16 protein-coding genes are annotated in these 25,869 nt (G+C 64.4%); 5 read left to right on the forward strand and 11 right to left on the reverse strand.

Translation table 11 applies throughout. The annotated features are described in order from the left end of the window. Positions 1-219 precede the first annotated feature (219 nt). Together FIV42_RS09440 and FIV42_RS09445 are read left to right on the forward strand one after the other, a co-directional pair. Positions 220-2,640 (forward strand): serine/threonine protein kinase, encoded by a 2,421-nt coding sequence (locus FIV42_RS09440; RefSeq protein WP_141197438.1) that lies wholly within the window; start codon positions 220-222, stop codon positions 2,638-2,640. 70 nt (positions 2,641-2,710) lie between these two features. Continuing rightward, complete coding sequence (locus tag FIV42_RS09445) at positions 2,711-4,096, forward strand: sigma 54-interacting transcriptional regulator (protein ID WP_168210524.1); 1,386 nt, start codon at positions 2,711-2,713, stop codon at positions 4,094-4,096. Between the two features lie 180 nt (positions 4,097-4,276). Here the strand turns inward: FIV42_RS09445 and FIV42_RS09450 are convergent, their stop codons facing one another. From FIV42_RS09450 to FIV42_RS09460, 3 genes are all read right to left on the reverse strand, one after another. Then, on the reverse strand, positions 4,277-6,463 hold the full coding sequence (locus tag FIV42_RS09450) for a hypothetical protein (protein ID WP_141197440.1): 2,187 nt from the start codon (positions 6,461-6,463) through the stop codon (positions 4,277-4,279). A gap of 209 nt (positions 6,464-6,672) precedes the next feature. Beyond that, complete coding sequence (locus FIV42_RS09455) at positions 6,673-7,374, reverse strand: polyprenol monophosphomannose synthase (protein WP_141197441.1); 702 nt, start codon at positions 7,372-7,374, stop codon at positions 6,673-6,675. Positions 7,375-7,452: 78 nt separating this feature from the next. Next, complete coding sequence (locus FIV42_RS09460) at positions 7,453-9,345, reverse strand: sensor histidine kinase (protein ID WP_168210525.1); 1,893 nt, start codon at positions 9,343-9,345, stop codon at positions 7,453-7,455. A gap of 219 nt (positions 9,346-9,564) precedes the next feature. On the opposite strand from FIV42_RS09460, the gene FIV42_RS09465 reads away from it, so the two are divergent. Then, positions 9,565-10,263: a hypothetical protein gene (locus FIV42_RS09465; RefSeq protein WP_141197443.1), complete on the forward strand. Its 699-nt coding sequence runs from the start codon at positions 9,565-9,567 to the stop codon at positions 10,261-10,263. 344 nt (positions 10,264-10,607) lie between these two features. Continuing rightward, positions 10,608-12,665, forward strand: coding sequence for a VWA domain-containing protein (locus FIV42_RS09470; RefSeq protein ID WP_141197444.1), 2,058 nt, complete (start codon positions 10,608-10,610; stop codon positions 12,663-12,665). Between the two features lie 482 nt (positions 12,666-13,147). On the opposite strand, the gene FIV42_RS09475 is transcribed toward FIV42_RS09470, so the two are convergent. From FIV42_RS09475 to FIV42_RS09505, 7 genes are all read right to left on the reverse strand, one after another. Continuing rightward, positions 13,148-14,419 carry a hypothetical protein gene (locus tag FIV42_RS09475; RefSeq protein WP_141197445.1) on the reverse strand — a complete coding sequence of 424 codons (1,272 nt, stop codon included), beginning with the start codon at positions 14,417-14,419 and terminating at the stop codon, positions 13,148-13,150. A gap of 32 nt (positions 14,420-14,451) precedes the next feature. Beyond that, entirely contained in the window at positions 14,452-15,156 is a 705-nt protein-coding gene (locus tag FIV42_RS09480; RefSeq protein ID WP_174769493.1) for an ABC transporter ATP-binding protein, read from the reverse strand. A gap of 11 nt (positions 15,157-15,167) precedes the next feature. Further along, positions 15,168-16,394, reverse strand: a complete 1,227-nt coding sequence (locus tag FIV42_RS09485; protein WP_141197447.1) for an ABC transporter permease — start codon at positions 16,392-16,394, stop codon at positions 15,168-15,170. Position 16,395: 1 nt separating this feature from the next. After that, on the reverse strand, positions 16,396-17,661 hold the full coding sequence (locus FIV42_RS09490) for an ABC transporter permease (RefSeq protein WP_141197448.1): 1,266 nt from the start codon (positions 17,659-17,661) through the stop codon (positions 16,396-16,398). A 39-nt stretch (positions 17,662-17,700) separates the two neighbouring features. Further along, entirely contained in the window at positions 17,701-18,528 is an 828-nt protein-coding gene (locus FIV42_RS09495; RefSeq protein WP_141197449.1) for an outer membrane lipoprotein-sorting protein, read from the reverse strand. Continuing rightward, a complete protein-coding gene (locus FIV42_RS09500; protein WP_141197450.1) occupies positions 18,525-19,169 on the reverse strand; it encodes a TetR/AcrR family transcriptional regulator in 645 nt (214 codons plus the stop codon). Before FIV42_RS09500 ends, FIV42_RS09495 begins: the two co-directional genes overlap by 4 nt. A 363-nt stretch (positions 19,170-19,532) precedes the next feature. Then, the gene (locus tag FIV42_RS09505; protein WP_141197451.1) at positions 19,533-21,059 is read right to left on the reverse strand and encodes an aldehyde dehydrogenase family protein; all 1,527 of its coding nucleotides are present in this window, start codon (positions 21,057-21,059) and stop codon (positions 19,533-19,535) included. Between the two features lie 783 nt (positions 21,060-21,842). On the opposite strand from FIV42_RS09505, the gene FIV42_RS09510 reads away from it, so the two are divergent. After that, entirely contained in the window at positions 21,843-23,552 is a 1,710-nt protein-coding gene (locus FIV42_RS09510; RefSeq protein WP_141197452.1) for a hypothetical protein, read from the forward strand. A gap of 168 nt (positions 23,553-23,720) precedes the next feature. Here the strand turns inward: FIV42_RS09510 and FIV42_RS09515 are convergent, their stop codons facing one another. Then, a complete protein-coding gene (locus tag FIV42_RS09515) occupies positions 23,721-25,853 on the reverse strand; it encodes a hypothetical protein (RefSeq protein WP_168210526.1) in 2,133 nt (710 codons plus the stop codon). Between the last annotated feature and the right edge of the window lie 16 nt (positions 25,854-25,869).

Raw genomic sequence — 25,869 nt, forward strand, 5'->3', positions numbered from 1 at the left:
ACCGCTGCCGCCGCGACGCCCCGTGGCGTTTCGCCACAGTGTCACTCTCCCCAAGCGACCGATGCGCCGCTGCAAGCGTGATGTCTGATTGCTCCTGGTACGACTACAAATGTGTACGCATCTTGAACTGCGTGAAGGGTGGAGACCCTTTCAGGGTTGACCTTCCTCGCCCGCGGGTGTGATCCTTCCGGGAGCATTTGCGGTTTTGGGCAGGAAACGATGGCAGAGGAGACACGACAACTCGGGCGCTATGAGCTGATCAAGCGCATCGCCGTAGGCGGCATGGGCGTGATCTACCTGGCCAAGTCGCGCGGGGCGGCGGGCTTCGAGAAGACGGTGATCATCAAGAAGATCTTGGATCACCTGGCCGAAGAGCAGGAGTTCATCACCAAGTTCCTCGACGAGGGGCGCATCGTCGTCAACCTGACCCACGGCAATATCGTGCCGGTCTTCGACATGGGCGAAGAGGACGGCGAGTACTTCATCGCCATGGAGTATCTGCCCGGGCGTGACCTGCGCGACGTGCTCAAGCGGCTGCAAAAGCGCGAAGAGATCCTCCCGGTGCATCTGGCCGTGCACATCGTCACCGAGGTGTGCAAGGGCTTGGATTATGCCCACCGGCGCACCGACGACGCGGGCAATTCTCTCGATATCGTCCACCGCGACGTCAGCCCATCGAATATCCTGATTTCGCGCGACGGCGAGGTCAAAGTCATCGACTTTGGCATCGCGCGGGCCACCAGCCGGGCGGCCAAGACCGTCAGCGGGCGCATCCAGGGCAAGATCTGCTACATGAGCCCCGAGCAGGCCAGCGGCCAGTCGGTCGACGCCCGCAGCGACATCTTTTCGGCCGGCGTGGTGCTCTACGAGATGCTCACCGGCAAGCGACCCTTCCAGGGCGAGAGCGACCTGCAGAGCCTCGACCTGGTGCGCAAGTGCAACTTCCAGACGCCCAGCGAGCTCAACCCCGAGATCCCGCCCGAGCTCGACGCCATCGTCGAGAAGGCGCTCGAGCGTGAGCGCAACGAGCGCTACCAGTCGATCGACGAGCTGCATGTCGACCTGCTCGAGTGGCTCTACAGCGGCGGGCGAGCGGTCACCAGCCAGCAGCTCTCCGAGTTTGTCCACCAGCTCTTTCCGGAGGGCTTCGAGCGCGAGGAGCTCCGAAAGGCGCGCGACGCCTCGAGCGCGCAGTCAGCCGATCGGCCGATGAACCTCGACGACGCGCTCAACGCCGAGCTCGAGAAGCTCGAAAAAGAGACGCCCAAGCCCAATATCGATCCGCTGAGCACCACGGCCACCGAGCTGGCCGACGGGCCGGCCAACCTCACGGGCGGCCAGACCTCGACGTTGAGCCAGCCCGTGGGCGCCGCCGGAACCCCGACGCATCCGCCCGAGACCGACTCCTCGCCGGATGTCGACACCTCCAACACGAATACCGGCAGCTCGAACACCGGCAGGTCGAATACCGACGCCGGCTCACAGCCGTCGCTGTCTGGCGACACGCCGCTGCCCGCGCAGCCCACCGGCACCGCCACCGGCGAGGCCCAGCGCGACGCGGATAAACCTACCGGATTCAAGCGATGGCTGGCCGTGGCGCTCGGGGTGGGTATCCTTGCCGGAGCGGCGGTCATCTACGCCTACGCCGCCACCGAGTACGGCAAGGTCGAGGTGCGCACCGAGCCGGCAGGTGCGTCCATCGAGGTCGACGGGGTCAAAGTCTCGGGAGCCAAGACTCCGCACACCCTCGAGCTCGAGACCGGCAACCGCGCCATCAGCGTCTTGCTCGACGGCTACGAGCCCCAGACGATCAAGCACAAGGTCAAGCGGGGCAAAAAGCAACTCCTCGACAACGGCACCATCGAACTCGAGCCCGTCGAGCCCGACGACGAACCGCGCCAGGCGTGGGTGACGGTGCGCCCGACCGACGCGCTCATCAAGATCGACAACGGCGAGAAGAGCGCGCAGGGCAAGGCCAAGATCACCGTCGAGCCCGACAAGCAAGTGCTCGTCGAGGCGAGCCACCCGAACTGCCAGACGGCCACCCGAGTGGTCAACTACGAGGGCGCCGCCCAGCCGATCACCTTCGAGCTCGAGTGCACCGAGCCCCAAATCGCCCAGGCCGACGCCGGGCCCGACGTCGGCTCGAAAGCGTCGGCCGACAACACCGAACAGGCCGCCGAGCGCCGCAACACCGAGCAGCGCGTGACCCACAAGGTCGTGCGTTTCTCGACGCGGCCCACCGGCGGCACGATCACCATCGACGGCGAGCCGACCGACGGCGCCGAGCGCCTCCGCATCGGCCAGAAGGTCGATCTTCACGCCGAGCTTCCCGGCTACGCCCCGGTGGACAAGCAGTTACGCGTCACTCACAATCTCCGTAGTCGCTATACGATCGAACTCGCCAAGCTCGGCTGCCTGCAGGTGCGCCACCCGCAAGGCCAGCTCTTCACCATTGCCATCGATGGTGGTAAAGCCGTTCGGTCGAACAATAAGAGGTTCTCTTTGGCGCCCGGCAAGCACCAGGTCCATCTCAAAGACCCACAAGGACGATCGAAGACGTACACGGTCGACATCACATCCGACGCCAACAATTGCGAGTGGCTGGGCCCCAACTGGCTCGACGACGTACGCAATTAGGCGCGGCCCCCAACGACCTGCCGAGCCCAAAACCCCCAAAACCCTAAACCCCCAACCCCCTAACAAACCCATGACCGACGTCACACGCACAGTTTATCTCGACAGCGGCGAGCAGAAGCTCGAAATGCAGAAGTACCGGCTCGCCGTCATCGAAGGTGACAATGAGGGAGAAACGGGCACCTTCGAGGAGCGCCAGGTCGAGATCGGCAGCTCGCCGGACAACGACATCGTGCTCGACGACGCGGCGGTCAGCCGGTTTCACGCCATGATCGAGGTCGACGAGCGCGGCTACCTGCTGCGCGATCTGGGCTCGAAGAACGGCACCTTCGTCGGGGGCTTGGGCGTGCGCGAGGTCTACCTCGAAGACGGCACGACCTTTCGGATGGGCAAGACGCGCATCCGGTTCAACATCACCGGCGAAGAGGCCGAGGTCCACTTCTCGAACAAGACGAAGTTCGGCGACATGCTCGGCGAGAGCCTGGCGATGCGCGAGATCTTCTCGCTCTTGGAGCGCGTCGCCCCCACTGACGCCACCGTGCTTGTCGAGGGCGAGTCGGGCACGGGTAAGGAACTCGTGGCCGAGGCGATTCACAACCACAGCCCGCGCAAGGACAAGCCGTTTATCGTGGTCGACTGCTCGGCCATCCCGCGCGATCTAATCGAGTCGGAGCTCTTCGGCCACATCAAAGGGGCGTTCACCGGCGCCACCGGCAACCGAAAAGGCGCCTTCGAGGCCGCCCAGGGCGGCACCCTCTTCCTCGACGAGCTCGGCGAGCTCGACCTCGACCTGCAGCCCAAGCTTTTGCGCGCGCTCGAAAAGCGCGAGATCAAGCCGGTGGGCAGCAACGACACGATCAAAACCGACTGCCGCGTGGTCGCCGCGACCAACCGCAACCTCATCCACGAGGTCAAAGAGGGCAATTTCCGCGAGGACCTCTACTACCGCTTCGCGGTCATCAAGATCGAGCTGCCGCCCTTGCGCGACCGCCCCGAGGACATCCCGGTGCTCGTCGAACACTTCCTCAAGTCGGCCAACAAGATGGCCGGCCGCGACGGCGTCGACGTAAGCTACAAGACGATGGAGAAGCTCAAACGCCACCGCTGGCCGGGCAACGTGCGCGAGCTCAAGAACTTCGTCGAGCGCGCCGTCTTGCTCACCCAGGGCGACGAGATCGAGACACGATTTTTGCAGACGACCGAGCCGACCCCGGAGAACCCCGAGGCCGCCCAAGAATCAGCCGCCTCCATGGCCGACCTGGCCATCGAAGAGGGCCTGCCGTTCAAGGACGCCAAAAACCGGCTGATCGAGGAGTTCGAAAAGAGCTACTGGATGCGACTGCTGGAGGGGACCGACGGCAACGTCAGCAAGGCCGCGCGGATTGCCGGGGTGCATCGAAAGAGCGTGGAGTATATTTTGAAGAAGTTGGATCTTTCTCGGGAGGATATTGTTTCTTAGGACTCCCAGCCAGGCTGACCGGCCCCCGGGGCGGCCTTCGCCGCCCCGCCCCCCGCGCGGAGCAGCGGGGGGCTATATGGTTGCTCTGGCAGACGTGGTTCAGAGACGAATATTCGAGACTGAACCACGTGTGATAGGCCGACCATAAAGGCCCCCGCCGCTTCGCCCACTCGATTCGGATCACCTATTCGCCTTGTTTTGAAAGGGGGGATCCGATGCGGGGGTATTTGCCTCCGGTAAAAGACGTGCGGCAGTTAAGGGGGCTCTGATGGCGATTGTTATGTTGGCCTGCTGGGGCAGGCTGTTCCACTGTAGCCGCTCGTCCCAGGTTTTCCGGCGTCGCTGGCGACGTGCGGCGGTCATCGCCAGATAGTCTACGTGGCGAGTTGAGGAATCCGGTGGAGATTTTGTCACCTCGACCTTGAGGCTTCGAGCAGCTTTTCGAAAGGCGTTGCGAAAGGTGCTTGCGACCAGTACCGGCTGACGCATGTGGAGGTCGCCGGGTTCGGGCAAGTCGTCAGGAATCGACAGTCTAAGCCCTAGCAGGGCCGTTGAGGGCGACGCCTTATCAGCGGGATCACTGCCATGCGTCGGCGCGTCAGCGGCCTTATCTTGGCCTTGGATCGCAGCTGGCTCGTCGTGCGCACCCAGCGTGGCTGGCGGCGGCATGTGAATCTCGATCTCTTTTCTGTAGGTCGGCGACGTCGACGAGGTGCATTCGCGGCGGAAGGGGCAGCCCTGGCAGGCTTGTGGGGAGCCGATGCGGAATCTGACGATCACACGGCCGCCGCGCTGGCGCATTCCGGACAGGCCCAGATAGGCGCCTTTCGCACAGCCGATCTGGCGGGTTTGAGCGTCATAGCTGAATCCATCGAGCCCACCGATGCGCTGCTCGACCTTTCGGGTGACACCCTGCCACCAGGCGTGCGATGCCTCGAAGCCGACGGCGAGCGAGGCCGGCTCCGGACGGCCTGCCGCTGGGGCTGCGTGGGGTGCGGGGGCACCGGTCGGCGCGAGCGGCAGCGTGTCGGCCGATTCGAGCTTGCGCGGCGCAGCCTCGACGTCGATAGGCTCGAGCTCGCCGAAGAGCTCGGCGCCCCTAATGGCCCTGAAATTGTGTAGCCAAACCCCCAGCGCCATCATGACCTGCTGGCCGGGCGCGCAATCCGAGTACATCTTCTCCAGATCCATGTGCCGATCGAGTCGGGCAAAGCCGTTTTCCTGGCGGCCGGCCCGGGCGTAGTAGGTGGTGACGACTTCTGCGGCCGGATAGGCCGTCGGGTCGAGATCGCAGGCGTAGACCTCGTACTGAAGCCCGTCGACAAAGCATCCGGCGCCGCGCTTCTTGCCGTCGGTCGGCTCAAAGCAGCTGACCACCAGCCTGGCCCGAGCGTCACCAAGCCAGTAGTCGCCCATTTCGGTCGCCCAGCGCTGGGGGCCGCTTCGGGAATCGTCGACCTTCTGCCATGTCTGCTGGGCCAGCTGAGCGCGCACCGCAGGATCTTTGAGCGGCTCGTAGTAACGAAGCCGGGTCAAAAAGTGCACCGGCGAGCGAAGCGCCGCGCGCAGCTGGGCAAACCCTCCCTGGTGGCCGTCGATGGCCAGAAAACACCGGCCGGGCTCGAGCCCGCGGGCGTTGGCCCATCGCTCTATCAGTGCCAGGCCCTGCGCAAAGTCATCGCTGAGCTGGCCGTTTCCGGCCGCATAATTCATCGCCAGATAAAGCCCGCTTCCCAGATGCTCCAAGATCGACGTCTCCATCTGGACGTCGGCGCGCTTTCGGCCCGAATAGCCCGGTTTGGCGCCCAAGCTGTCGACCCGACGGCGGGCGGGCGGGTACTCCTCGCCCTCGCACAGCGCCCGGCGTCGAAAAGGCTGCACGCGCCCATCGATGGCGAAGCCGTGCCAGGACTGCCCGGTGCAATCGCGCCACAGCACAGCCTCGTAGGCCGAAAAAGGCGCCGCCGGGGTCCATGCTCCGAGCAACTGCTCTTTGAATCGACACGCCATCTCCTCGGGAATGTCGCCCAAAACGCGCGACATCGATGCCTGGCTGCAAAGCCTGTCTCGCCCCCCTGCCGCTGCCAGGGCCTGCGACCACCCTCGGCCATTGACTTCGTCGAGCATCCCACGAAGCCCCGAGTACGTGGGCTGGGCGCTAAAAAAGGCCAGCCCCGCCAGCACCGCGTCGATAAACTGGTAGCCGCTTCGGTCGAGCCGAAACTGCTGCTCGATCTCGTCGAAAATGCCCTCACCGCGCAGATGCTCGCAGGCTACGATATACTCGTTGAAGTGAGCGGGCACTGCTCGCTGCGGCTCGGAACGCTCGTGATTTTGGAGGCTGACATTGAGGCGAGTGTCTGGCATGATCGTCTCCGGATGTAATGATTTCCAGGCTTTGTGCCCGGTTTGTTTTTGGTCGAACAAAATCATTACATCCTTTTTGTTTTCTTGACGATCCTCCCGATCGGTCGCCCCCCACGCCTCCTCGCTGATTCGGATCGAGTGGGCTTCGCGCGGGGGCCGGGGGCGCGAAGGCGTCCCCGGGGGGCCGTTGCGAACCTGCAATGCCCCCATCACACCTTGAACCGAATCTTCCACACCCGCCACAACGCCTCCGCCGCAATATCCGGCGTCATCTTCGACTCGCCGGCGATGCGATCCGGGAAGACGATGGGGACTTCGAGAATGCGGTAGCCCTTTTTGTGGGCGCGGTACTTCATCTCGATTTGGAACACGTAGCCCGAGGCCTCGACGTCGCTCAAATCGAGGCTGGCGAGCGCTTCGGCGCGCCAGGCCACGAAGCCGGCGGTCAGGTCCTGGACGTCGAGCCCCAAGATCGCGCGCGAGTAGATGCCCCCGCCGCGTGAAATCACCTTTCGCAAAAGACCCCAGTCCTCGGTGCCGCCGCCGGCGACGTAGCGCGAGCCGACGACCACGTCGAAGTGGTCGAGCTGGCCGATCATCTCGGGCAGGTATTTGGGCTGGTGGCTGAAGTCGGCGTCCATCTCGACCACGCGCTCGTAGTCGTGCTCGAGCGCCCAGCGAAACCCGGCGATATATGCCTTTCCCAGCCCTGCTTTCTCGGTGCGGTGCAGCACGTGGATGCGCTCGTCGCGCTCGGCCAACTCGTCGGCGATGTCGCCGGTGCCGTCGGGCGAGTTGTCATCGATGACGAGGACGTGCACCTCGGGGACCACCGCGTGGATGGCCTGGATGATCGGCCGAATATTCTCGGCCTCGTTGTAGGTGGGCATACAGATGACAGTGCGCGGCATGATGGCTCCCGAACTTCAATATTGGGCAAAATCGGGAGGATTATTGATGGGCTTGGATCGGAAAGCAAGGCCGGCGGTTCAGGTCAACGGCAGGCGCACGAAGAAGGTCGTCCCCTCGCCGAGCGCGGTCTCGAATGAGATGTCGCCGTCGTGCATCTCGACGAGCTTTCTCGACAGGGCCAGACCCAGGCCGGTGCCCTGGTAACTGCGCTCCATGGGAGTGTGCGCCTGGGTGAATTTGTCGAAGACGTAGGGTTGGAACTCCTCGGCGATCCCCTCGCCGTAATCGCGCACCTGGATCTCGGCCTGGCCCTCGTCGCGCACCAGGTTGATCTCGACGCGGCCACCCGGCTTGGAAAACTTGGCCGCGTTGGAGATGAGGTTGGTCAGCACCTGCACGATGCGCCGCCTGTCGACGCGCGTGCACAGCGGCTCCTCGGGCAGGCCCAACGCATACGACAAGCTGCGTCCGAAGAAGAGCGCTTGATTCTCGGCGATGGAGTCATCGATCGCCTCGCGCAGGTCGCACGGCCTGCGCTCGAGCTCGATGCCCTCCTCGCTGGTGAGCCGGCGCAGGTCGAGCAGGTTATTGACCACCTCGAGCAGACGGTGGGTATTCGAATGCGCCAGCTCGACCATGCGGCGAAGGCGCGGCTGCTCGTCGGCGTCGATCTCGCGCTTCATCACCTCCAGCAGCCCGTCGAGCGGCGTCAGCGGGGTGCGCAGCTCGTGGCTGACCAGCCCCAAGAAGGCGTCCTTGAGCCGGTCGACCTCCTCGCGGGTGCTCGTATCCTCGATGATGGCGACAAAGACCGGCTCGAGATCGAGCCCCGAGTACAGCAACTGCACCGACACCGGATACTTCGAGCCGTCGGATCGCTTGGCCGACGTGTCGAAGCGCACCACGTCGCGCCCCTCCTCGCGGACCTCGCACAGACGCTGCTCGAAGCGTCGTCGCGGCGAGGACGGGAGCACGTCGAGGATGCTCAACTCTTCGAGCTCGTCGGCCGAGTACTCCAGATTGTGGCGGCTGGCCTGGTTGGCTCGAGTGATCTGCAGGCTCTCCGCGTCGAAGACGAGCACCTCGGTCGACGAGTGCTCCAGGATGCGCCCCAGGCGACGATGCAGCGCCTCGACCCGGCGAAGCTCGGTGACATCTTGGACCGTGCCGCGCACCTTGTAGGGCGTACCGTCTTCGTCGCGCATCACCTCGATCTCGGCGTGGAGGATGCGCGGCTCCCCGGTCGGAAGCACAAAATATTGATTCATCGCATGCCTGTCGCCGCTCTCCAGAAGCCGCACCGCCGTGGCTTCGATTTCGGGGACCGATTCTTCGGGCAACAAACTCAAGAATTTGTCGTAGGTCAGCTCCATCGACTGCGGGGCGAGCCCGAAGATGCGGTAGCACTCGTCGGACCACTCGATCTCGTCGGTCTCCAAATCCCACTGCCAGTCGCCCACGTGGGCGATCCGCTGGGCGACGGCGAGCCGCTCGCGGTTTTCCTCGAGGCGAAGCACGGCCTCTTTACGCTCGGTAATGTCGATGAAGACGCAGCGCAGCCGGTCGGGCTCGCCGTCGCACGGCACGTACGTGGCAATATCGCGCACCCAGCGCACCTCGCCGCCAGCTTCGAGCATGCGATACTCGAGCTGGTGCGAGCGCCCGTGACGGGTGTGCTCCAAGCAGGTGTCGACCACCCGCTCGCGGTCGTCGGGGTGCAAGAGCTCCTTCCACAGATTCGGCTCCTCGTAGACCTCGTCGACGGTGTAGCCGAGCATCTGCTCGATCTGGGGCGACACGTAGGTCGTGCTCAGCTCGGTGGCGTCGAACTCCCAGATGATGACATCGAGAGAGTTGACGATCGCCGCCAATCGCTCGCCGGGATGATCGCCGCCGGAGGTCTCGTGCGCCTCCGACGGAGGCCGCGGCGCCGAGTCCTCCGCCTCCTTGGGTCTGTGCGGTCGAGCCATATCGCCTCTCCTCGACAAAATCGGGCACTCCATCGTCCCTCTCCACATAAATCGTAGGGATATTGTGCGTGGCTTCCACGCCGAAGTGAGGCTCCGGCAGGCCTGCACCGGATCTGCACAAATGATGTGCACCCTTTGCACCTCCCGGTCATCCCCGGCGCAAACGACTGTGGACAATCGAAAGTGTCGAATGGACGACACCGACTTCGGAGGTTCTCAATGAAAACGCTGCTGGCTACTCTCGCGCTTCTCATCGCCCTGCTCCCCACCACCGCCGGCGCGCAGACTCCGGACGCCGATACGCGCCCCCACATGCGCACCGTCGAGCGCGCCGGCTGGACCATCGAGTACTCCTCGACCTGGTTCGAGGCGACCAAAGACGGCCAGACCGTCTCGATGGACGACTTTCTGTACCGCGACTCGATGGACTGCATGGAGTGGACCGAGTCGGGCAAGCTGCTCTCGATCGTGGGCACGGTGGTCACCTTCGAATGGTCGATGTACGCCTACTGCGGCGGCGCCCACGGCTGGGCCGACACCAAATTCATCTCCATCGACCTGAGCCGGGCAGGCAAGGCCGTCACCCCGGCCGACCTCTTCGGCAAAAAGACCGTCCAAACCGCGCTCGAGCGTTCCCCCGAGTGGAAGCAATCGCGCAACGAGGGCGGCGTCTACCAATGTGTGCTCCTGCACGAAGACAACACCATCGGCGGCCCCTTCGCCTTCCACCGCCTCGACGACAACGCCGTGGCGGTGCGCATCGGCGTCGGCGAGCACCTCTCGGAAGCGTGCCGCGGCACGTTGGTCGAGGTCGAGTTGTACCTGCCCGTACCCGACAAATTGGCCGCCGATTTGCGCCGGGCGGATGAGGAGGGGACCTTGATGGAAGATCTGTATGAGCCGGTGGAGGGGTGTTGAGGCCTCCCCCAAGCTACGGCGCATAAGGCGCGCCTTCGCATGGGGCTATCACTTCGGGGATTTCGCGCTCCGCGCTCCTGGTGGCGTAGGTGTTGGGTTGGAGCAAGGCCTTCGCCATTTTAGAATGTCTGGGCAACGCGCATCGAATGCGACATGTGGTGGGTCGTGCCGGGCCGCCGGACTGCAAGCCCGGAGGGCGTCACCCGAACTGATAGCCCCCTGCGTAGGGAGCGCATAGCGCGACCGAAGCTGGGGGACTGGGGGATGGATGATTGAGTCGCGCCCGCGCAACGCGTACACTCCCAAAGGAATCACCCACCACGCCCACCTTTGGGGGATGTCGTATGCGCACCCACGTCGTACACCTCGCCACGATCTCGATGCTCGCCCTGCTCGTGGGTTGCAGCGACGACGCGCAGCCGAATCAGACCGACGCCGATGGCGGCGATACCTGGGAGGTCGACGGCGCGCTCGACGCCTCCGACACCGCCGACGCGCCCGCCGACGCCGATCCGTCCGACGCGCCTGACGTGACCGATGCCGAGGCCGACGCCGATACCGACGCCGACACCGACCAATGCGGCGACGATCCGACCGCCGACTGCGACTATGACGGGTTGCTCGACTGCGAGGAGGAGCTTCTCGGCACCGAGGTCTGCAACCCCGACACCGACCTCGACGGGTTGACCGACCTGCAGGAGCGCCTGCGGGGGACCGACCCGAACGACCCGGACACCGACGACGACGGCCTCGACGATGGCTTCGAGGTCGATATCGGCCTCGATCCCACGAAGCCGGATACCTTCGGTGACGGCACCATCGACTCCGATCGATGGGTCGCCACGGCCTGCGAATCACCGCAGTCCGAGCCGCTCGCCGTCTACGTCTCGCAGCCGGTCACGAGTGACGACCCCGACGTCGACGGCCGCAACTTCGGCGATTGGCGGCTCGCGCTGCCGCCCGCCGTCTCCGAGTTCGCCGACCTGAGCATCGACGGCCTCGAGGTCGACGCCAACGGCCTGCCCGTCAACCGCAAGGACGCCGCGGTCTACGCCTCCCAACACGTGGCCGGCTTCTTGCTGTCGTACACCCCGAGCGCCTCGTCGCCCGACCCGTCGGCCACCGTCGACGGCTTTCGTACGGCCCTGGCCGGGCTGGGGACGCTCGACGACGCGCAAATCGGCACGAGCTTCCGAACGCACGACCACCAACTCGCCAGCATCGGACGCTTCCGGCTCTCGTCGACCGCGCCGCGCTCGACAGACGCGTTTCGCAACGACGTGCTCTTCGCGCTCGCCCCGTTCGGCGTGGACGAGGTCAGCGGGCTGCCGCAGGCTGCCAGCGGCCAGCATACCGCGTTCGACGTCCAGATCGCCGCCATCGAGCGCGAGCACCATTCGGGCGAGCACCAGACGCTGGTGACCGCGGCGGTGGCGCCCTCCTCGCTCTACGACGCCGAGGCGCGAGTGCGCCGGCGCATGAAGGACCTGACCGACGCGACGGGCGTGGCCGAGATTACCGACGGCCGATCCACCCGCTGCTGGCTATTTGCGCCGCGCGAGCGGCCGCAGACCGACTTCTACTGGGTCGTCGATCACAGCAGCTCGATGGACGACGATTACGCCCAACTGCGCACCAGCGCCGAGAAGCTCTTCGACGACCTCGCCCACGTCGACATCGACTACCGCATGGGCGTGACCACCATGGAAGGCGCTCGCGGAGGTCGCCTGACGAACGCGGGCTGGACGACCGACGAGGCCTCCTTTCTGGCCGCGCTCGACTCCGTAACCGTCGCACCGTCGGCCGAACCGAGCCGCGGGCTCGAAGCCGCCCGCGAAGGCCTCGAGTTCATGAACGGCCAAGCAAGCTCGCCGCCCCCGCCGGACGAGAAACTGCGCCCCGACGCCCAAGTCGTGACAATCTTCGCCACCGACAACGAGGCGTACACCTTCGAGCAGACCGACCTCGACAGCACCGCCGGCCAACAGGCGTTGAGTGACTACGAAGACTTCTTCCGCTCGACCTCCTACGTCTATGCGCTCGTCGGCGACGGCAGCCAATGCGGCGCGGCCGACGGCGCCTCCTACCGCCGACTCTCCCAGGCCACCGGCGGCGCGCACCACTCGCTCTGCAGCACCCCCAACTTTTTGGGCGAACTCATCGTCGACGCCGCCGGAGGTCGAGAGGTCTTCCGGCTGCCCAACACCCCAATCTCGAGCAGCTTGAGGGTCTACGTCGACGGCCGCTGGGTCCCCCGAAGCCGCCAGGACGGCTTCGAGTACTTCCCGTCGAGCAACGCCATCGCCTTCTTCGGCGAGTACGTCCCCGAGATCAAAGAGAGCGGTGAGCCGGAATTCGTAGCGGTGCACTACGACCATTTCAGGGATCGCACCCACCCCTGACGACACGAGCCCCAAGCTACGGCGCGTAAGGCGCGCCTTCGCATGGGGCTATCAATTCGGGGCTTTCGCGCTCCGCGCTCGTGGTGGCGTAGGGATTGGGTTCGCGACGTCTATCCCCAAGCTTTGGCGCGAACGGCGCGCCTTCGCATGGGGCTATCAATTCGGGGCTTTCGCGCTCCGCGCTCCTGGTGGCGCATGTTTTGGGTTCGCGACGTCTATCCCCAAGCTTCGGCGCATAAGGCGCGCCTTCGCATGGGGCTATCAATTCGGGGCTTTCGCGCTCCGCGCTCCTGGTGGCGTAGGTGTTGGGTTGGAGCAAGGCCTTCGCCATTCGGAACGTCTGGGCAACGCGCATCTAATACGACATGTGGTGGATCGTGCAGGGCCCACGAAAAGCGAGCCCGGAGGGCGTTACCCGAATTGATAGCCCCCTGCGTAGGGAGCGCGTAGCGCGACCGAAGCAGGGGGGAAGGCGTCGCGAATCAGAAAAACACCCGCAACTGCGTAAACACAAACCCCCCGTACGTCCCATACTCGCTATTGACGTCCGCCCCGCCCCCGAACAGGTCGACCTCGGGGTCCTCGCCGAACCCTTGAAACGCGCCGACGTTGATGTCGGCCTCGTCGGACAAGATGTAGCGAAAGTTGGGGGCCACGATGAACGACGGGTCGCCCACGTTCGAGATGACGCTCAGCGACAGGTTCGTGCGCTCGAAGCCCGAGTACGACAGCAGCCCGCCCACGTAGTGGCGGCCCAGAAAATACGACTCGCCGCGGGTGAACACGTCGCTCTGGAGTTGCGCGAGGTAGCCGTCGGGGGAGTCGGCGCCGGCGCCGTTGAAGTGGTATTCGAGGGAGAGCTGCATGTCGGCGGCGATATAGTCGCCGCCTACGGTCACGCGCGGCAGGTCGAAGTCGCCTTCGTCGATGTCGTAGGGCTCGGCGGCCTCGAGGCGGCCGCGGAAGTGGTCTTTGGTCGCCGAGATGCCGGCCATGACGATGAGCTCGTTCCAGAATTTTCCGCCGGCGACGAAGACGTCGCCGAAGTCGAGGGTCTTGCCCCAGCGCGCGCCGCCCGACAGGTCCTCGAGGCTCCCCTTGTCGGCGACGATGAAGTCGAGCTCGGTCGAGAAGTCGGGGTAGGCGAGCACGCGCACCGCGTCGGTGCCGCGCTTTTGAGTCTGGTCGAGCTCGAAGGGGCTGAACCGGGTCCACAGGTCGGCGACCGGAAAGATCATCGCCCGGCCCCAGGTGATGCCCTGGCGGCCCACGGTGATGTCGGCGGCGTCGGTGTAGACGGTGACCGCGGCGCGGTCGATGTCGTGGTCGAGCAAGAGCCCGGCGTCGTCGCGATCCTCGATGAGGCCGTCCTCACCGATGAGGCTCGTCGACAGGTCGAGGGTGCGGTCGGGCTGGGCGGTCGCGCCCAGGCCGACGACGTTGCCGGTGCCCAGCGCGCCCTGCCCGCTCATCGTCTGGAAGAAGAGGCGGTTGTGCACCTCGAAGTGCACCTTGTCGGTGAGCTGGCCCGACCACTCCAAGCGGATGACCTCGGAGTTGAGCCCGCTCGAATCGTCGAACGGCTCGGGCAGGTCGTAGGTGCGGTATTGCACCCCGGAGACCGACTGCACGTAGCCGCCCAGCTCCAAAAAACTCGTGTCCTCGTCGGCGTCGCCCACCACCGGGATGCGCGCGAACGCTGCGGCCGGCGACGCCAACAAGAGCGAGACAATCAACAACTGTAGATACTTCATAGTCGCTACTTCATGCCCTCGAGGGGCCACCTTTAGGAAGCGACGAGCTCTTTGCGCTCGTCGCCCACGATATTGCCGCTGTCGAGGCGCACGATGCGCCGGGCGCGGTCCATGACCAGGTCGTCGTGGGTCGAAAAGACGAACGTGACGCCCTGCTCCTGGTTGAGCTCGAGCATCAGGTCGAGAAGCGACGCCGAGGTCTCGCTGTCGAGGTTGGCGGTCGGCTCGTCGGCCAAGACGATGCGCGGCTTGGCTGCGAGCGCGCGGACCACGGCCACGCGCTGCTGCTGGCCGCCGCTGAGCTCGTGGGGCTTGCGGTCGGCGTAGCCGGCCAGGCCCACGCGCTCGAACAACTCGCTCACCCGCTGCTTGCGCCGGGCGGCGGGCACGCCCTGCAGCATCATGACGAACTCGGCGTTCTCGTAGGCGGTGAAGACCGGGATGAGGTTGTAGGCCTGGAAGATAAAGCCCACGTGCTCCATGCGGTATTCGGCGCCCTCGGTCTTGCCGAAGCCGGTCACGTCGGTGCCGTCGATGCGCACGTTGCCCGCGGTGGGCGTGTCCAGACAGCCGATGGCGTTCAAAAGCGTGGTCTTTCCCGAGCCCGACGGCCCGGCCAGCGCGGTGAACTCCCCTTCGGCGATGTCCAGGTCGACCCCGCGAAGCGCGTGCACGTCGACTTCGCCTTGCTTGTAGATGCGCTCGATGCCGCGCACTTCGATCAATGTGTCTGCCATCTTTTGCGTACTCATTCGTAGAACCTCATTGCTTCTGCCGGGGCCATTTGCGAGGCGCGCCAGGCGGGATAGGCCGCGCTGAGCATCACGGAGAGGAACACCGTGGCGGTCGCGCCGAGCCACTTAACGGGGTTGATTTCGCTGCGCATGATCATGTCGCTCATATTGACGCCGGCGAGCTCCATGTCGACGCCGTACATCTCGGCCGTGTTGATGCCGACGTCGGCGATATACAGGTGGATGCCCAGCCCGATGCCAAAGCCGATGGCGATCGAGATGGTCGCCATCAGGGCGGTCTCCCAGAAGATCAGCTTACCCACCCGCCCCGGCGTCATGCCGATGGCGTTGAGCAGGCCGAACTCGCGCACGCGCTCCATGACCGCCATCAAAAACGTGTTGGCGATGGCGAAGACGACCACGATGAAGACCACGATCATGTAGATGTAGCCGAAGGCCTCATCCATCTGGATAAAGCCGACCATCTCGGGGACGGCCTCCTGCCAGGTGAGCACCTCCAAGCCCCGGCCCTCGAGGGCGGTCTTGGCGCGCTCGGCGACCTGTTCGTGAGCCACCGCCTCGTCGGTGAGCAGGCCGAATTGGGTCAGCTGGCCCTCCATGCTCACCGCCTTCTGGGCGGCCGCCAGGGTCGTGTAGGCCATGCTCTCCCCCATGCCCGCCGCGTCGAGGATGCCGTCGAGGCGAAAGAGGGCTCGCGTCACCTCGCCGTCGGGCGTCGAGGCGGTCAAGACGACCTTGTCGCCGCGCTCGAGGCCGAGTTTGTCGACGAGCTTCTCGCTCAGCACGATGGGATGGTCGAATTCGTCGGAGAAGAACTCGCCGCTGTCGAGGTCCTCGGTGAGGTCGGCGAGCTTCGCCTCCTGGTCGAGGTCGACGCCCATCAGGCGCACCGGCTCGTTGCCGCGTGAGCTCGTGGCCAGGCCGTTGATGACCACGCGCGGGATGACCGCGTCGATGCCTGCGACCCCTTCTAGCGCCTTTTGCGCGGCCTGGGGTCGTTCGATGACGATGTCACTCGACTGGGTCTCCCACCAGCCGTCGCCGTGCACGAGCACTTCGCCACCTGCGCCCTCGGCGGCGGCGTCGAGCATCTTGGTGTAGGTGTCCTCGCTGATGCCCATCGACACCAGCATCAGCGCGTAGCTCAGGATGATCGCCGAGCAGATGATCAGGGTACGGGGGCGATTGCGCCACAAGTTGCGCCAGGCTAATTTCAGCATTTTAGTTCCTCCCCGCGATGGCCGAGGTGATATCGATCCCGATGGCCTTGGCCGCCGGCCACAGCCCACACAGAATCGCCACGCCGAGCATGACGAGCAGCGGCTCGAGCACGATCTCGGCGTTCAATCCGAAGTAGAGGCGCTCGGAGAACGAGATCCCCATCCAGGTAAAGTCGGTGTTGGTGGCAAAGGCGGTCATGTCGAGCCCGTTGACGGCGTGGTGCCAGGCCAGCCCACCGCCCAGGGCGGTGCCGACGAGCGCGCCGACGAAGCTCAACAGGAGCGTCTCGGCCAGAATCACCATGAACAGGCGCCGGGGCGTCACCCCGATGGCCATCATCACGCCGAATTCGCGGCGCCGCTCCAGCGCGCTCATGCGCTGGGTGTTCAAAAGCCCCAGGCTGGCGAGCAGGTAGAGGATGAAGAACATCGCAATATTGCTGGCGTCGCTCAGCTCGAGCATCTGGGCGATCTGGGGGCGCGCCTGTTGCCAGGAGCGCACGACCAGGTCGTGTTCGTCGGTGTCGTACGCGTCGATTTTGGGGGCCATCTGGGCGACGACCCCCTCGGCCTCGGCCGGGTTGTCGGTCTTGACCACGATCTCGTGGACCTGCCCGTCGAGCGCGCCCACGTATTGGGCGTCCTCCAGGTGGACGTAGGCCGCCTGGCGGTCGACCATGGAGTTGCCGGTCTTGACGACGCCGACCACCTTCAAAAGATCGTTGCCCAGCGAGCCGTCGGAGGCCTCCAAAAAGACGACCAGCTCGGCGCCCAGATCGACCTCGAGTTGGCGGGCCAGCCCCTCGCCCAAGACCACCTCGCGCGGAGCGGGCGGCGGCTCGGGGTCGTCACTGAGCCACTCACCTTTGACGACGGCGTCGGTGATGGGCGTGGCGGCCGCCTCAGCCTGCGCGTCGACGCCCAGAAGCTTCGAGACCTGCGAGCGCTGCTCGTTGCCGATCAGCCCGTACAGGTTGATGCGCGGGGCGGCGGCGCGCACGCCTTCGGTCTGCTCGACCTCTTCGAGCATGCCCTCTTCGAGGGCGAACGCCTCGTAGATCGACGGCTCGTCGACGTAGGCCTTGCGCTGGATGAGCGCCTGGCCGGTGTCGAGCGCGGTCGCTCCGCGCACCATCGCCCCGAAGAAGCCCTCCATATAGGCCATCGTCCAGACCATCAGACCCACGGCGACGGCCACGCCCGCGGCGGTCAGAATGCTTCGCCAGCGGTTCCTGGCGAGGTTTCTCCAAGCTAATTTCGTAATCATGTCGGACTTCCTTAGCGCCTGCTGGCTGAGCGTCTTGGCTTAGCGGCGACGCGCCACGCGACGCAGCCCGCGCTTGGTGAACATGCCTTTGTCCACGTCGGCGCCGAACTCCATCTCCTTGTACTCCACGCGTGTCTTCTCGCCTTTGTCCTCACCAGTCTGGGGCAGAAGCTCCATGACGGTGGGGATTCTGCGCCCGCCGAGTTCCTTGATGTTCGAGAACTTCATGACACGCACGACCTTGCCGTCGTCGAAGTACGAGGCCTCGACGGGCAACCACTCGTCGGCGGTCATCAGGTACTCGATCTTCTCCCAGACCACCGGCGCGCCCTTTTTGGGGGTCAGCGTCTCCTTGAGGTAACGCGTGCCGTCGACGGTCGCCCACGACAGCTTCGTCTCGTAGTCCTCCTCGAAGCTCGTCTCGCGCATCAGGTCGTCGTTGGTGAAGTGGCTGCCCATCCAACTGTCGCTCAAAAGGCCCGAGGGGATGCGGATGAGCCGGTCGGCGCGCGGGGCGTAGTTCCACAGGCCGTCGTCGTTTCGCAGCGTGGCCGTGCCCGCCTCGCGGGTGGGCTTGCGGATGACCATCAAGGCCTGATCGTCGCCGCGGGTCCACTGCTCGATCTGCAGGGTGCGCTTGCCGCGGTCGGTCACCACGGTCATCTCGATGGTGCCGTGCGACGAATCGGCGCGGTACAGATCATCGAGCTTGTCAGTCACCTCCTCGACCGACGGCAGCTTTTGTTCCTTCGCCTTCTGCGCTTTGGCGGTTTTGGCTTTGTCGCCATCGTCTTGAGCCAGCGCCGGCGCACCCAGCGCCAGCATCAGGCCTACGAGCAACAGGCTTTTCAGTTTCATTCGTTTCATTGCGTTACCTCCACGTTGGATGCGGGGCTCAATAGTCTCTTCATCGCGTCGATATGTTGCTCCATGAGCTCTTGGAGTTCCTCCTCGCTGCACTCGCCCCAACGCTCCAAGAGCCAGTGGTCGAAGACCGAGTCGACCGCGATGGCCAACTGGATCAGAAAGTCGATGGACAGGTCGGTGCGCACCCGGCCGAACTCGCGTCCGCGCTCGAGCAGTTCACGCATGACCTGCTTTCCCCACTCCATCGTCTCGGCGCCGGGCGCCTCGGGATCGTTGGGCTCCATGACCTGATGGAAGCTCTTGGCCAGCCGGATATACAGCTCGTTGTTGCGAAGCTGGTCGAGCGAGCGCCGGCTGTAGTCCTGCAGGTACTCCCAGAAGTTCTCGGCGGTGATCGCGTCGACGTCGAACCCGCCGGTCATGGCGAGCATGCGCTCGGTAGCGTAGCGCAGGGTGGTGTCGAACAGGTCACGCTTGTCCTCGAAGTAGTAGTACATCGAGCCTTTGCTGATGCCGGCCTTCTGGATGATCTGGTTGATCGAGGCGGCCTCGTAGCCCTTCTCGCCGAACTCCTCGGCGGCGGCGTCGAGGATTTGGCCCTGCTTGTCAGGGTCCAGGTTGTCGAATCGGGACGTTGCCATCTTGGGTAGACCTCATGGTTAGACTTTCGAGTTGGACCAGCCAGTTAGACCTTAGGGTTAGACTGACAGGTTAGACCAGCTGGTCTAAAGGCGACGATACAGAGATATTCGGGGGTGTCAAGCAATGAAAATCGAAGGGTTTGAAAAAGCGAGGGTCTCCTCTCCGCCTGCAGCGAAGCGGAAGGAAGGAGAGGATTAAGGAGAGGCGTCCTCTTCCACGTAGCGTAGCGAAGTGGAGGAGGACTCAGGAGGAGGCCCCTCCCTGTGCTCCCTCTCCACTACGCTGACGCTTCGTGGAAAGGGACGCCCCACCTCGCTCCGCCCCTCGCTATCGCGGGGGAGGAAGATGTCACTCGACTGGACCTAGTCGCCTTTGCGAAGAAGCTGCACGAACGCCTTGCCCACGCCCAACCACTTGCCCTCGAGCAGCGAGTTGAACAACTCGGTCATGTGCTCGTATTTGCCATGGTAGGGGAACCAGACCGGCTCGCTGTCGGCGCGCCCGCTCGAGACCATCACCGCCTTGGCGTGCATGAACGTGAGGATGCCCTCGTCGCCGTGGTAGCGGCCGAAGCCGCTCGATTTGACCCCGCCGAAGGGAAGCTTGGGGTTGCCGACCGACTGGACGATATCGTTGACGCCGACCTGGCCGCACTCCATGAGCGAGGCGAGGCGCTTGCCCTTGTCGAGGTCGCTGGTCCACACCGAGCCGGTCAGCCCGTACTGGTGCTCGTTGGCCAGCTTGATCGCCTCGTCCTCGTCTTTGACCTTGATGACGGGCAACACCGGGCCGAACGTCTCCTCGGTGTAGATGTCCATGTCCGTGTCGACCTCGGTGATCAACGTGGGCGCATAGAACATGCCGTCGCGCTCGAGGCGCTTGCCGCCACACAGAACCTTGGCGCCGGCTTCGACCGCCTTGTTGACGTGGTCCTCGATGATCTCGAGCTGGGGCGGGAAGGTGATCGCGCCCATGTCGGAGTCGGGGGTGTCGCCGACTTTGACCTTGTTGATCTCCTCTTGGACCATCTCGACGAACTCGTCGTAGACCTCTTCGACGACGATGAGCCGCTCGACCGAGATGCACATCTGCCCGCCGTTGATCAGCGCGCCCCACACCGCCCCTTTGGCAGCGCGGCGAAGGTTGGCGTCGGCGCACACGATCATGGCGTCCTTGCCGCCGAGCTCGAGCTCGACCGGGATCGGCTTTTTGGCCGCCTCGGCCATGACCTTACGGCCGGTGGCCACCGAGCCGGTAAAGAAGACCATGTCGATGTCCGATTCGACGAGCGCCGCGCCCGTGGACCCGTCGCCCTGGACGACCTCGACGACGCCTTCGGGGACGCCAGCGGCCTCGAAGAGCTCCTTCATCAGCTCGCCGGTCATCGGGGTGACCTCCGAGGGCTTGAGCACCACGGTGTTGCCGCCGATGAGCGCCGACAACACCGGCACCATCGACAACTGGAAGGGGAAGTTCCACGGCGAGATCACCCCGATGACCCCCATCGGAAAGTACTCGACGTGGGCCTTCTTGCCCGGGAAGAGCATCCCCGGCCAGATCTTTCTGGACTTGAGGATCTTCGAGGCGCGCCGGCGGTAGTGGTCGATGAACAGCGGCACGACCAAGATCTCGGTCATCAACGCGTCCAAGAGCGCCTTGCCCGTGTCGGCGCTGATCCGCCGGGCGAACTCCTCGCCGCGGTCCTTGATGATCTCGCGGATGCGGTCGAGCACCTCGAAACGCTCTTCGAGGCTGCGATCGCGCCAGGCCGGAAACGCGCTTCGCGCCCGCGCCACCGCAGCTTCGACCTCGTCGGGGGTGCTGATGTGGTATTCGCCGAGTTTCTCACCCGTCACCGGGCTGTGCTTTTCGATAACACTGACGCTCATGGTGCGCTCCCGTCTGGCATAGTCTGTAGTCGTGGGACCCTTCCCATAGCAAAACCGGCCGATTTCGTACACCTTGTTGACGAGGAAGCCGCAATAATTGGGTTCTGCGGAAAGCAGTCAAATTTTAGAAGAAAATCGAAAATTTTTCTTTCGTCCTTCGAATACGAGCGGTCCGGCGCTCGCCCAGTGTTCATGCGGCTCTGCTCGGTCCGAGCAGCACCTTCAACCGCAATTAAGTCAACGAATATCACCAAAAATGCTTTTTTATTTCCTGAGCTTCCCCACAATCGATGGTGTAGCAGCCACGAGTAGGGCCGGCGGCGAGAATGGGGATTCCCGCCGAACGGCTCATCGAGAGTACGCACCGCCACGATGCGGTCGAGGTTGCTCACGCTCGGGGGCGACGTCCCCCGGCGCGGCGAGCAGGCAATTTTACTAGTTGCTAGTTTCTCTATTGGGGGCTCGCTCGCCGCGCTCTCTTCAATTCACTCGACCAGGCAGGGGGGACTTGCCTGCACGGGCTTCGGCCACTCCGAGGCATGCGCATCTGTGCGCGACTGCCCACCGGACGCCACCGAGGCTTCCGCGGCCCCACTCTGCCGCCGACCGGCATCCGCAGCCCTGTGCTCGGCCGGAAGGAGGCTCGATGAGGTAGACGCACGTCCTCGTCCGTAAGAGAGGAGCAGTAGTGATGTAGTGAAATGTCTGAATACTCACACTTTTGTGCTGCCAGCTTGGGGGAGCTTGCCGTACGTGCAGCACACACATGAGGAGAAACACATCATGAAGCTCAAGCTAATTTTTACTGCTTGTTTGACGCTGGGATTGACTGCCAGCGCTTGTGGAAACGTCGACGAGGATGGAGGGACCTCCTTGCCGACGGCCAACTCTCAGATGGCGCTCAGCGCCGACCTTCTGGGAGGTACCGACGTGGCGGGCTTCAAGTTCAAGCTCACCCGCGTCAACTGCAAGACCGGCGACACGGTCCACCCGTACCAAGAGCACAAGGGCTACGCCGACCTCGAAGAGATGTTCTTGCCCGGTGGCAACGAAACCTTCGAGGGGGGACCGAAGGACGAAGGCTACGACCAGTACTCCAAGCACCACTTCTCGGACTACCTGTTCGAGGTGCCCTACGGCTGCTACGACGTCAAAGCCATCCCGGTCGACAAACATGGCGACCGCTCCGAGGATTGCGCGGTGGCCGTCAAGCGCAACCAGAAGGCCATTAAACAGGCCTTCACCGAGACGCACCTCATCAGCCAGTGCCGCGGGGAAGCTCGCCGCACCAGCGACGTGGTCGCCTCGCTGAACCACCCGCCCCAGATCGACGATCTGGACATCGAGAAGTTCATGTGCTCGGGCGCCGGAGTGCGGGTCTGTGCCACCGCGTCCGACCCGGACAACGACCCGCTTCGCTTCTACTGGAAGGGTCTGGACAACGGCTGCTTTTTGCCGGCACCGACCGGTAAGCCGCATTACGATCCGCAGACCGGCAAGACGACTCACTGTGTGACGATTCCGAGCCGGATGGCCGAGACCAAGAACTACAAGGTCGTGGTCAAAGACCTGGCCTGGAGCGACGACAGCTACAAGCGCGTGCCCATCGAGGATCTGCTCGCCGAACAGGACAACTACCACTCCGACCCGTACGTCAACCCGGACGAGTCGCGCGCCGAGCGCCACTTCGTGACCCACTCGATCGACGACTGCATCCCCGGCGCGATGAGCTTCATCGGTCTGACGCTGGGCGCCGATCTCGACGACCCGCACGACAAGTGGCCCAACAAGTACAAAGGGATGAGCCGCACGCAAGCGAAGAAGCTGGCGGCCAACGCCGTCGACTTCGTCAACCCCAACGGCTACAACGAGCAACCCGACATCCTCATCGTCCAGGACGACAACACCAACGGCGAGGACGAGTTCGAGGCCAAGTTCATCGAGGGGCTGCTCAAAGAGGCGGGCTTCAAGGACGTCGTGCGCATCGTCGAGCCGCACGACGGGCTGAGCGCCTGGCACCTGGTCGGCTTCGACATCGTCTGGTTCACCAACCCGGGCTACCCGATCGACGACGAGAAGACCTACATCAAGCTGCGTCGCTTCCGCGAGAATGGTGGTGGCGTGATCATCTCGGGTGACGACGCCAACCAGAACACCGAGCTCGATAGCCCGCTCGACATGTCCTATTTCAGCTTCATGGAGTACCTGGAGGGGCTGCCCAAAGAGATCGCCAACGGCGAGAAGGCCTGCTACAAGCCGGTCGATAACTGGGGACAATACGCCTACAAGGTCGAGCTGAAACCGAACACCCCGCTGACCAAGGGGATCTACGACCTGAAATTCCCCTACGCCAACGACATCGACCGCAACAAGCTGCTCGGCAAAGGCGAGATTCTCGCCGGCTATACCGAGGGCTTGGTCGGCAAGCCGGACTGCCTGAAGTACAAGGTCCCGGTTATCACGGCGGTGCCGTCACCCCTGACTCTGTACTAAGTGACGGTGATTCCCCTTGTCATACCTCGACTTATGCCAATGCTTGGTAGGTAGTTACCGTCGGGGGTAACAGACGCTGGGCGCGGCAAACGGCTTCGGGGGAGGCCGCATGCCGCGCCCCTTGTCTTTCTTGCTTCTACGCCTTCTTGCCTCGTGTCTTTCCCGACTTCAATCGAGTGACGGCGGCCGCTGGAGCTCGAAGTCGTAGCGGATGGTCTGCACCCCGTCGACCACTTCGGGCTCGACCGCAAAGACCAGCGCGCCGAGTCGCTGCGTCAGGATGCTCACGTCGAGCGGCTCGAAAAGCGTCGGGTCGAAGACGGTCATCAACGAAAAGAGCGCCACCGGCTCGGCGCGCACCAAGAACGTGTGCGGCTCGCGCTCCTCACGCTTTGACACCGCGTCGAGTTCGGCCTGACTCGCCTCCTTGGCGAGGCCGTACGAAAAGAACATGAACGGCGTGCCGCCGGTCTCGCCGAAGTAGTACATCACCGGCGCCGACACCCCGGCGGCCTCCAGCTCGACGAGTTCTCCCTTCACTACCTTGTCGGGCTTGGCCTTGTCTGCGTTCGCGTCGGATTCTTGCGGAGCGTCCAAATTGGACACCACATCACCGAGCGCGCCGACAAGCCCGTCGGCGAGCTTTTGGCGCTCATCCTCACCAGCCTCCTCGTCGAGCAGCACCAGGCCGACCAGACGCGGCTGGATACGAAGCCCTCGCATGTCGATGCCCGCGCTGGCGACCTCCAGGCGGCGAAACGCCCGGCGATTCTCGAAGAGCGGCTCGAGCGAGCCGACGAAATAGTCTTCGAGCATCTTTTCGGTATTCGCAAAGAGCACCGCCAAGCTTCGAGGAACCGACAGGGCAAAGAAGCTCGGGTCGAAGTCGGCCGCGGCGAACCCCTGCAGGACCGTTTCGGGGTCGGACACGCCGATAAAGCTCTGCCACGCTTTGTCGGTCACCGGCAGCATGTCGAGCGACATCGCCAGCCCGCGCTGGTCGACGCCGAGTCCGATGGGCGTCTCGGAGACGGCCAAGCCCTCTTCGTCACCGGCGCCGAACAAGGTGACGTTGAGCCGGAAAAAGCCGTCGGTCTCGGGACCGGTGAACAACCCGTAGCTCACCCCGGTGAGCTCGCCCGAGGCGAGCGACCAGTTGCGCGCGCTTCGAAGCGCCTGCTTTACGTTCTCCAAAAAGATCAAGTCACGCTGAGCGACCGCGGCGGCCTCGGCGAATCGAAGCGCCTGCCGGTAGCCGCGCAGTTTGGCATAATCGCCTGCGCCGTCCTGATCGGCCGCCACGCCCAGCGCCGGCGTGTCGGGCGAACGCGGCGCGGCCGGACGCCCGCTGTCGATCTTGGTGGCCGCCGCGGTCAATCGAGCTTTGATCGCCTCCAACGCGGCTTCCTTGGCGTCGCCGATGCTGACTCGCCGCGACAGTTGTCGGGCGACCACGTCGAAGATCGCCAGCTCCCCGTCGACCCGAAGCATCACCCCCGGCCAATCGGCGTCGAGGTCGTAGAAGATGCGCCGACTCTGCTCGTCGCCCTCGGCCTCGACGGCGAATTGGGCGTATTCCATACCCACCATCAACTCGTCGATGCTCTCCAGAAACGTCTCCCGCTCGACGATCGGCACCACCACGCGAAAGCCGTGCAGCGGCGCCTGCGCGGCGACGTCCCCGGCGACCGCGCTGTGCACGCCCTTGGGCAGATCGCCTTGGGCGAGCATCGTCATCGTGGTCAGCGAGTCGAGCAGGTCGTTCTCCTCGGGAAATTCGAACTCGCCGCGAATCGCCTCCTCGAAGGCGGCGACAAACTCACTGCCGCTCCCCTCGGCGACGGGATAGACGCCCACGTAGATCTCGCGCGAGGGATCCAAGCCGATCTTCTCCCAGCTTGGCGCCTCCAAGGGGTCCATACCGAACTCGCGGACGATCACGTTCCACTCGCTTTGCGCCTGGGCGACCATCTGCGCGCCGTTCGGCCCGAACATCGCCGGCTCGGCGAAGAGCCAATCGCGCAGGCCGGCCATCGCCTCGAGCAAGCGGTCGCTACGCGTCCAGAAGACCACCGGTGAGTTAGCGGGCAACTCGAGCGCATGCTCCTGCCACGCCTGAGCGCCGGGGCGTACAGGCTGAGTTTGCTCGACAGGCTGCTTGTCCTCGGCGGGCTCGCCGGTGGTGCAAGCAGGCGCGGCGAAGAGCGCCACCACCAACAGCATCGGCAGCAAAACGTGAGCGACCCCGAGCCGACCCCGTCGCCTCGCCCAGCCCAAAACATGTTCCTCGACGCGGTGCATTGCATCTCACTTCACA

This window comes from Persicimonas caeni (assembly GCF_006517175.1).
GTDB classification, from domain to species: domain Bacteria; phylum Myxococcota_A; class Bradymonadia; order Bradymonadales; family Bradymonadaceae; genus Persicimonas; species Persicimonas caeni.

What these genes read in the sequence shown, in the direction of transcription:
- FIV42_RS09495 (WP_141197449.1), bottom strand. Translation starts at nt 18,528, where the DNA reads ATGAAACGAATGAAACTGAAAAGCCTGTTGCTCGTAGGCCTGATGCTG.
- FIV42_RS09490 (WP_141197448.1), bottom strand. Translation starts at nt 17,661, where the DNA reads ATGATTACGAAATTAGCTTGGAGAAACCTCGCCAGGAACCGCTGGCGA.
- FIV42_RS09480 (WP_174769493.1), bottom strand. Translation starts at nt 15,156, where the DNA reads ATGGCAGACACATTGATCGAAGTGCGCGGCATCGAGCGCATCTACAAG.
- FIV42_RS09515 (WP_168210526.1), bottom strand. Translation starts at nt 25,853, where the DNA reads ATGCACCGCGTCGAGGAACATGTTTTGGGCTGGGCGAGGCGACGGGGT.
- FIV42_RS09460 (WP_168210525.1), bottom strand. Translation starts at nt 9,345, where the DNA reads ATGGCTCGACCGCACAGACCCAAGGAGGCGGAGGACTCGGCGCCGCGG.
- FIV42_RS09470 (WP_141197444.1), top strand. Translation starts at nt 10,608, where the DNA reads ATGCGCACCCACGTCGTACACCTCGCCACGATCTCGATGCTCGCCCTG.
- FIV42_RS09500 (WP_141197450.1), bottom strand. Translation starts at nt 19,169, where the DNA reads ATGGCAACGTCCCGATTCGACAACCTGGACCCTGACAAGCAGGGCCAA.
- FIV42_RS09450 (WP_141197440.1), bottom strand. Translation starts at nt 6,463, where the DNA reads ATGCCAGACACTCGCCTCAATGTCAGCCTCCAAAATCACGAGCGTTCC.
- FIV42_RS09445 (WP_168210524.1), top strand. Translation starts at nt 2,711, where the DNA reads ATGACCGACGTCACACGCACAGTTTATCTCGACAGCGGCGAGCAGAAG.
- FIV42_RS09510 (WP_141197452.1), top strand. Translation starts at nt 21,843, where the DNA reads ATGAAGCTCAAGCTAATTTTTACTGCTTGTTTGACGCTGGGATTGACT.
- FIV42_RS09455 (WP_141197441.1), bottom strand. Translation starts at nt 7,374, where the DNA reads ATGCCGCGCACTGTCATCTGTATGCCCACCTACAACGAGGCCGAGAAT.
- FIV42_RS09465 (WP_141197443.1), top strand. Translation starts at nt 9,565, where the DNA reads ATGAAAACGCTGCTGGCTACTCTCGCGCTTCTCATCGCCCTGCTCCCC.
- FIV42_RS09505 (WP_141197451.1), bottom strand. Translation starts at nt 21,059, where the DNA reads ATGAGCGTCAGTGTTATCGAAAAGCACAGCCCGGTGACGGGTGAGAAA.
- FIV42_RS09475 (WP_141197445.1), bottom strand. Translation starts at nt 14,419, where the DNA reads ATGAAGTATCTACAGTTGTTGATTGTCTCGCTCTTGTTGGCGTCGCCG.
- FIV42_RS09440 (WP_141197438.1), top strand. Translation starts at nt 220, where the DNA reads ATGGCAGAGGAGACACGACAACTCGGGCGCTATGAGCTGATCAAGCGC.
- FIV42_RS09485 (WP_141197447.1), bottom strand. Translation starts at nt 16,394, where the DNA reads ATGCTGAAATTAGCCTGGCGCAACTTGTGGCGCAATCGCCCCCGTACC.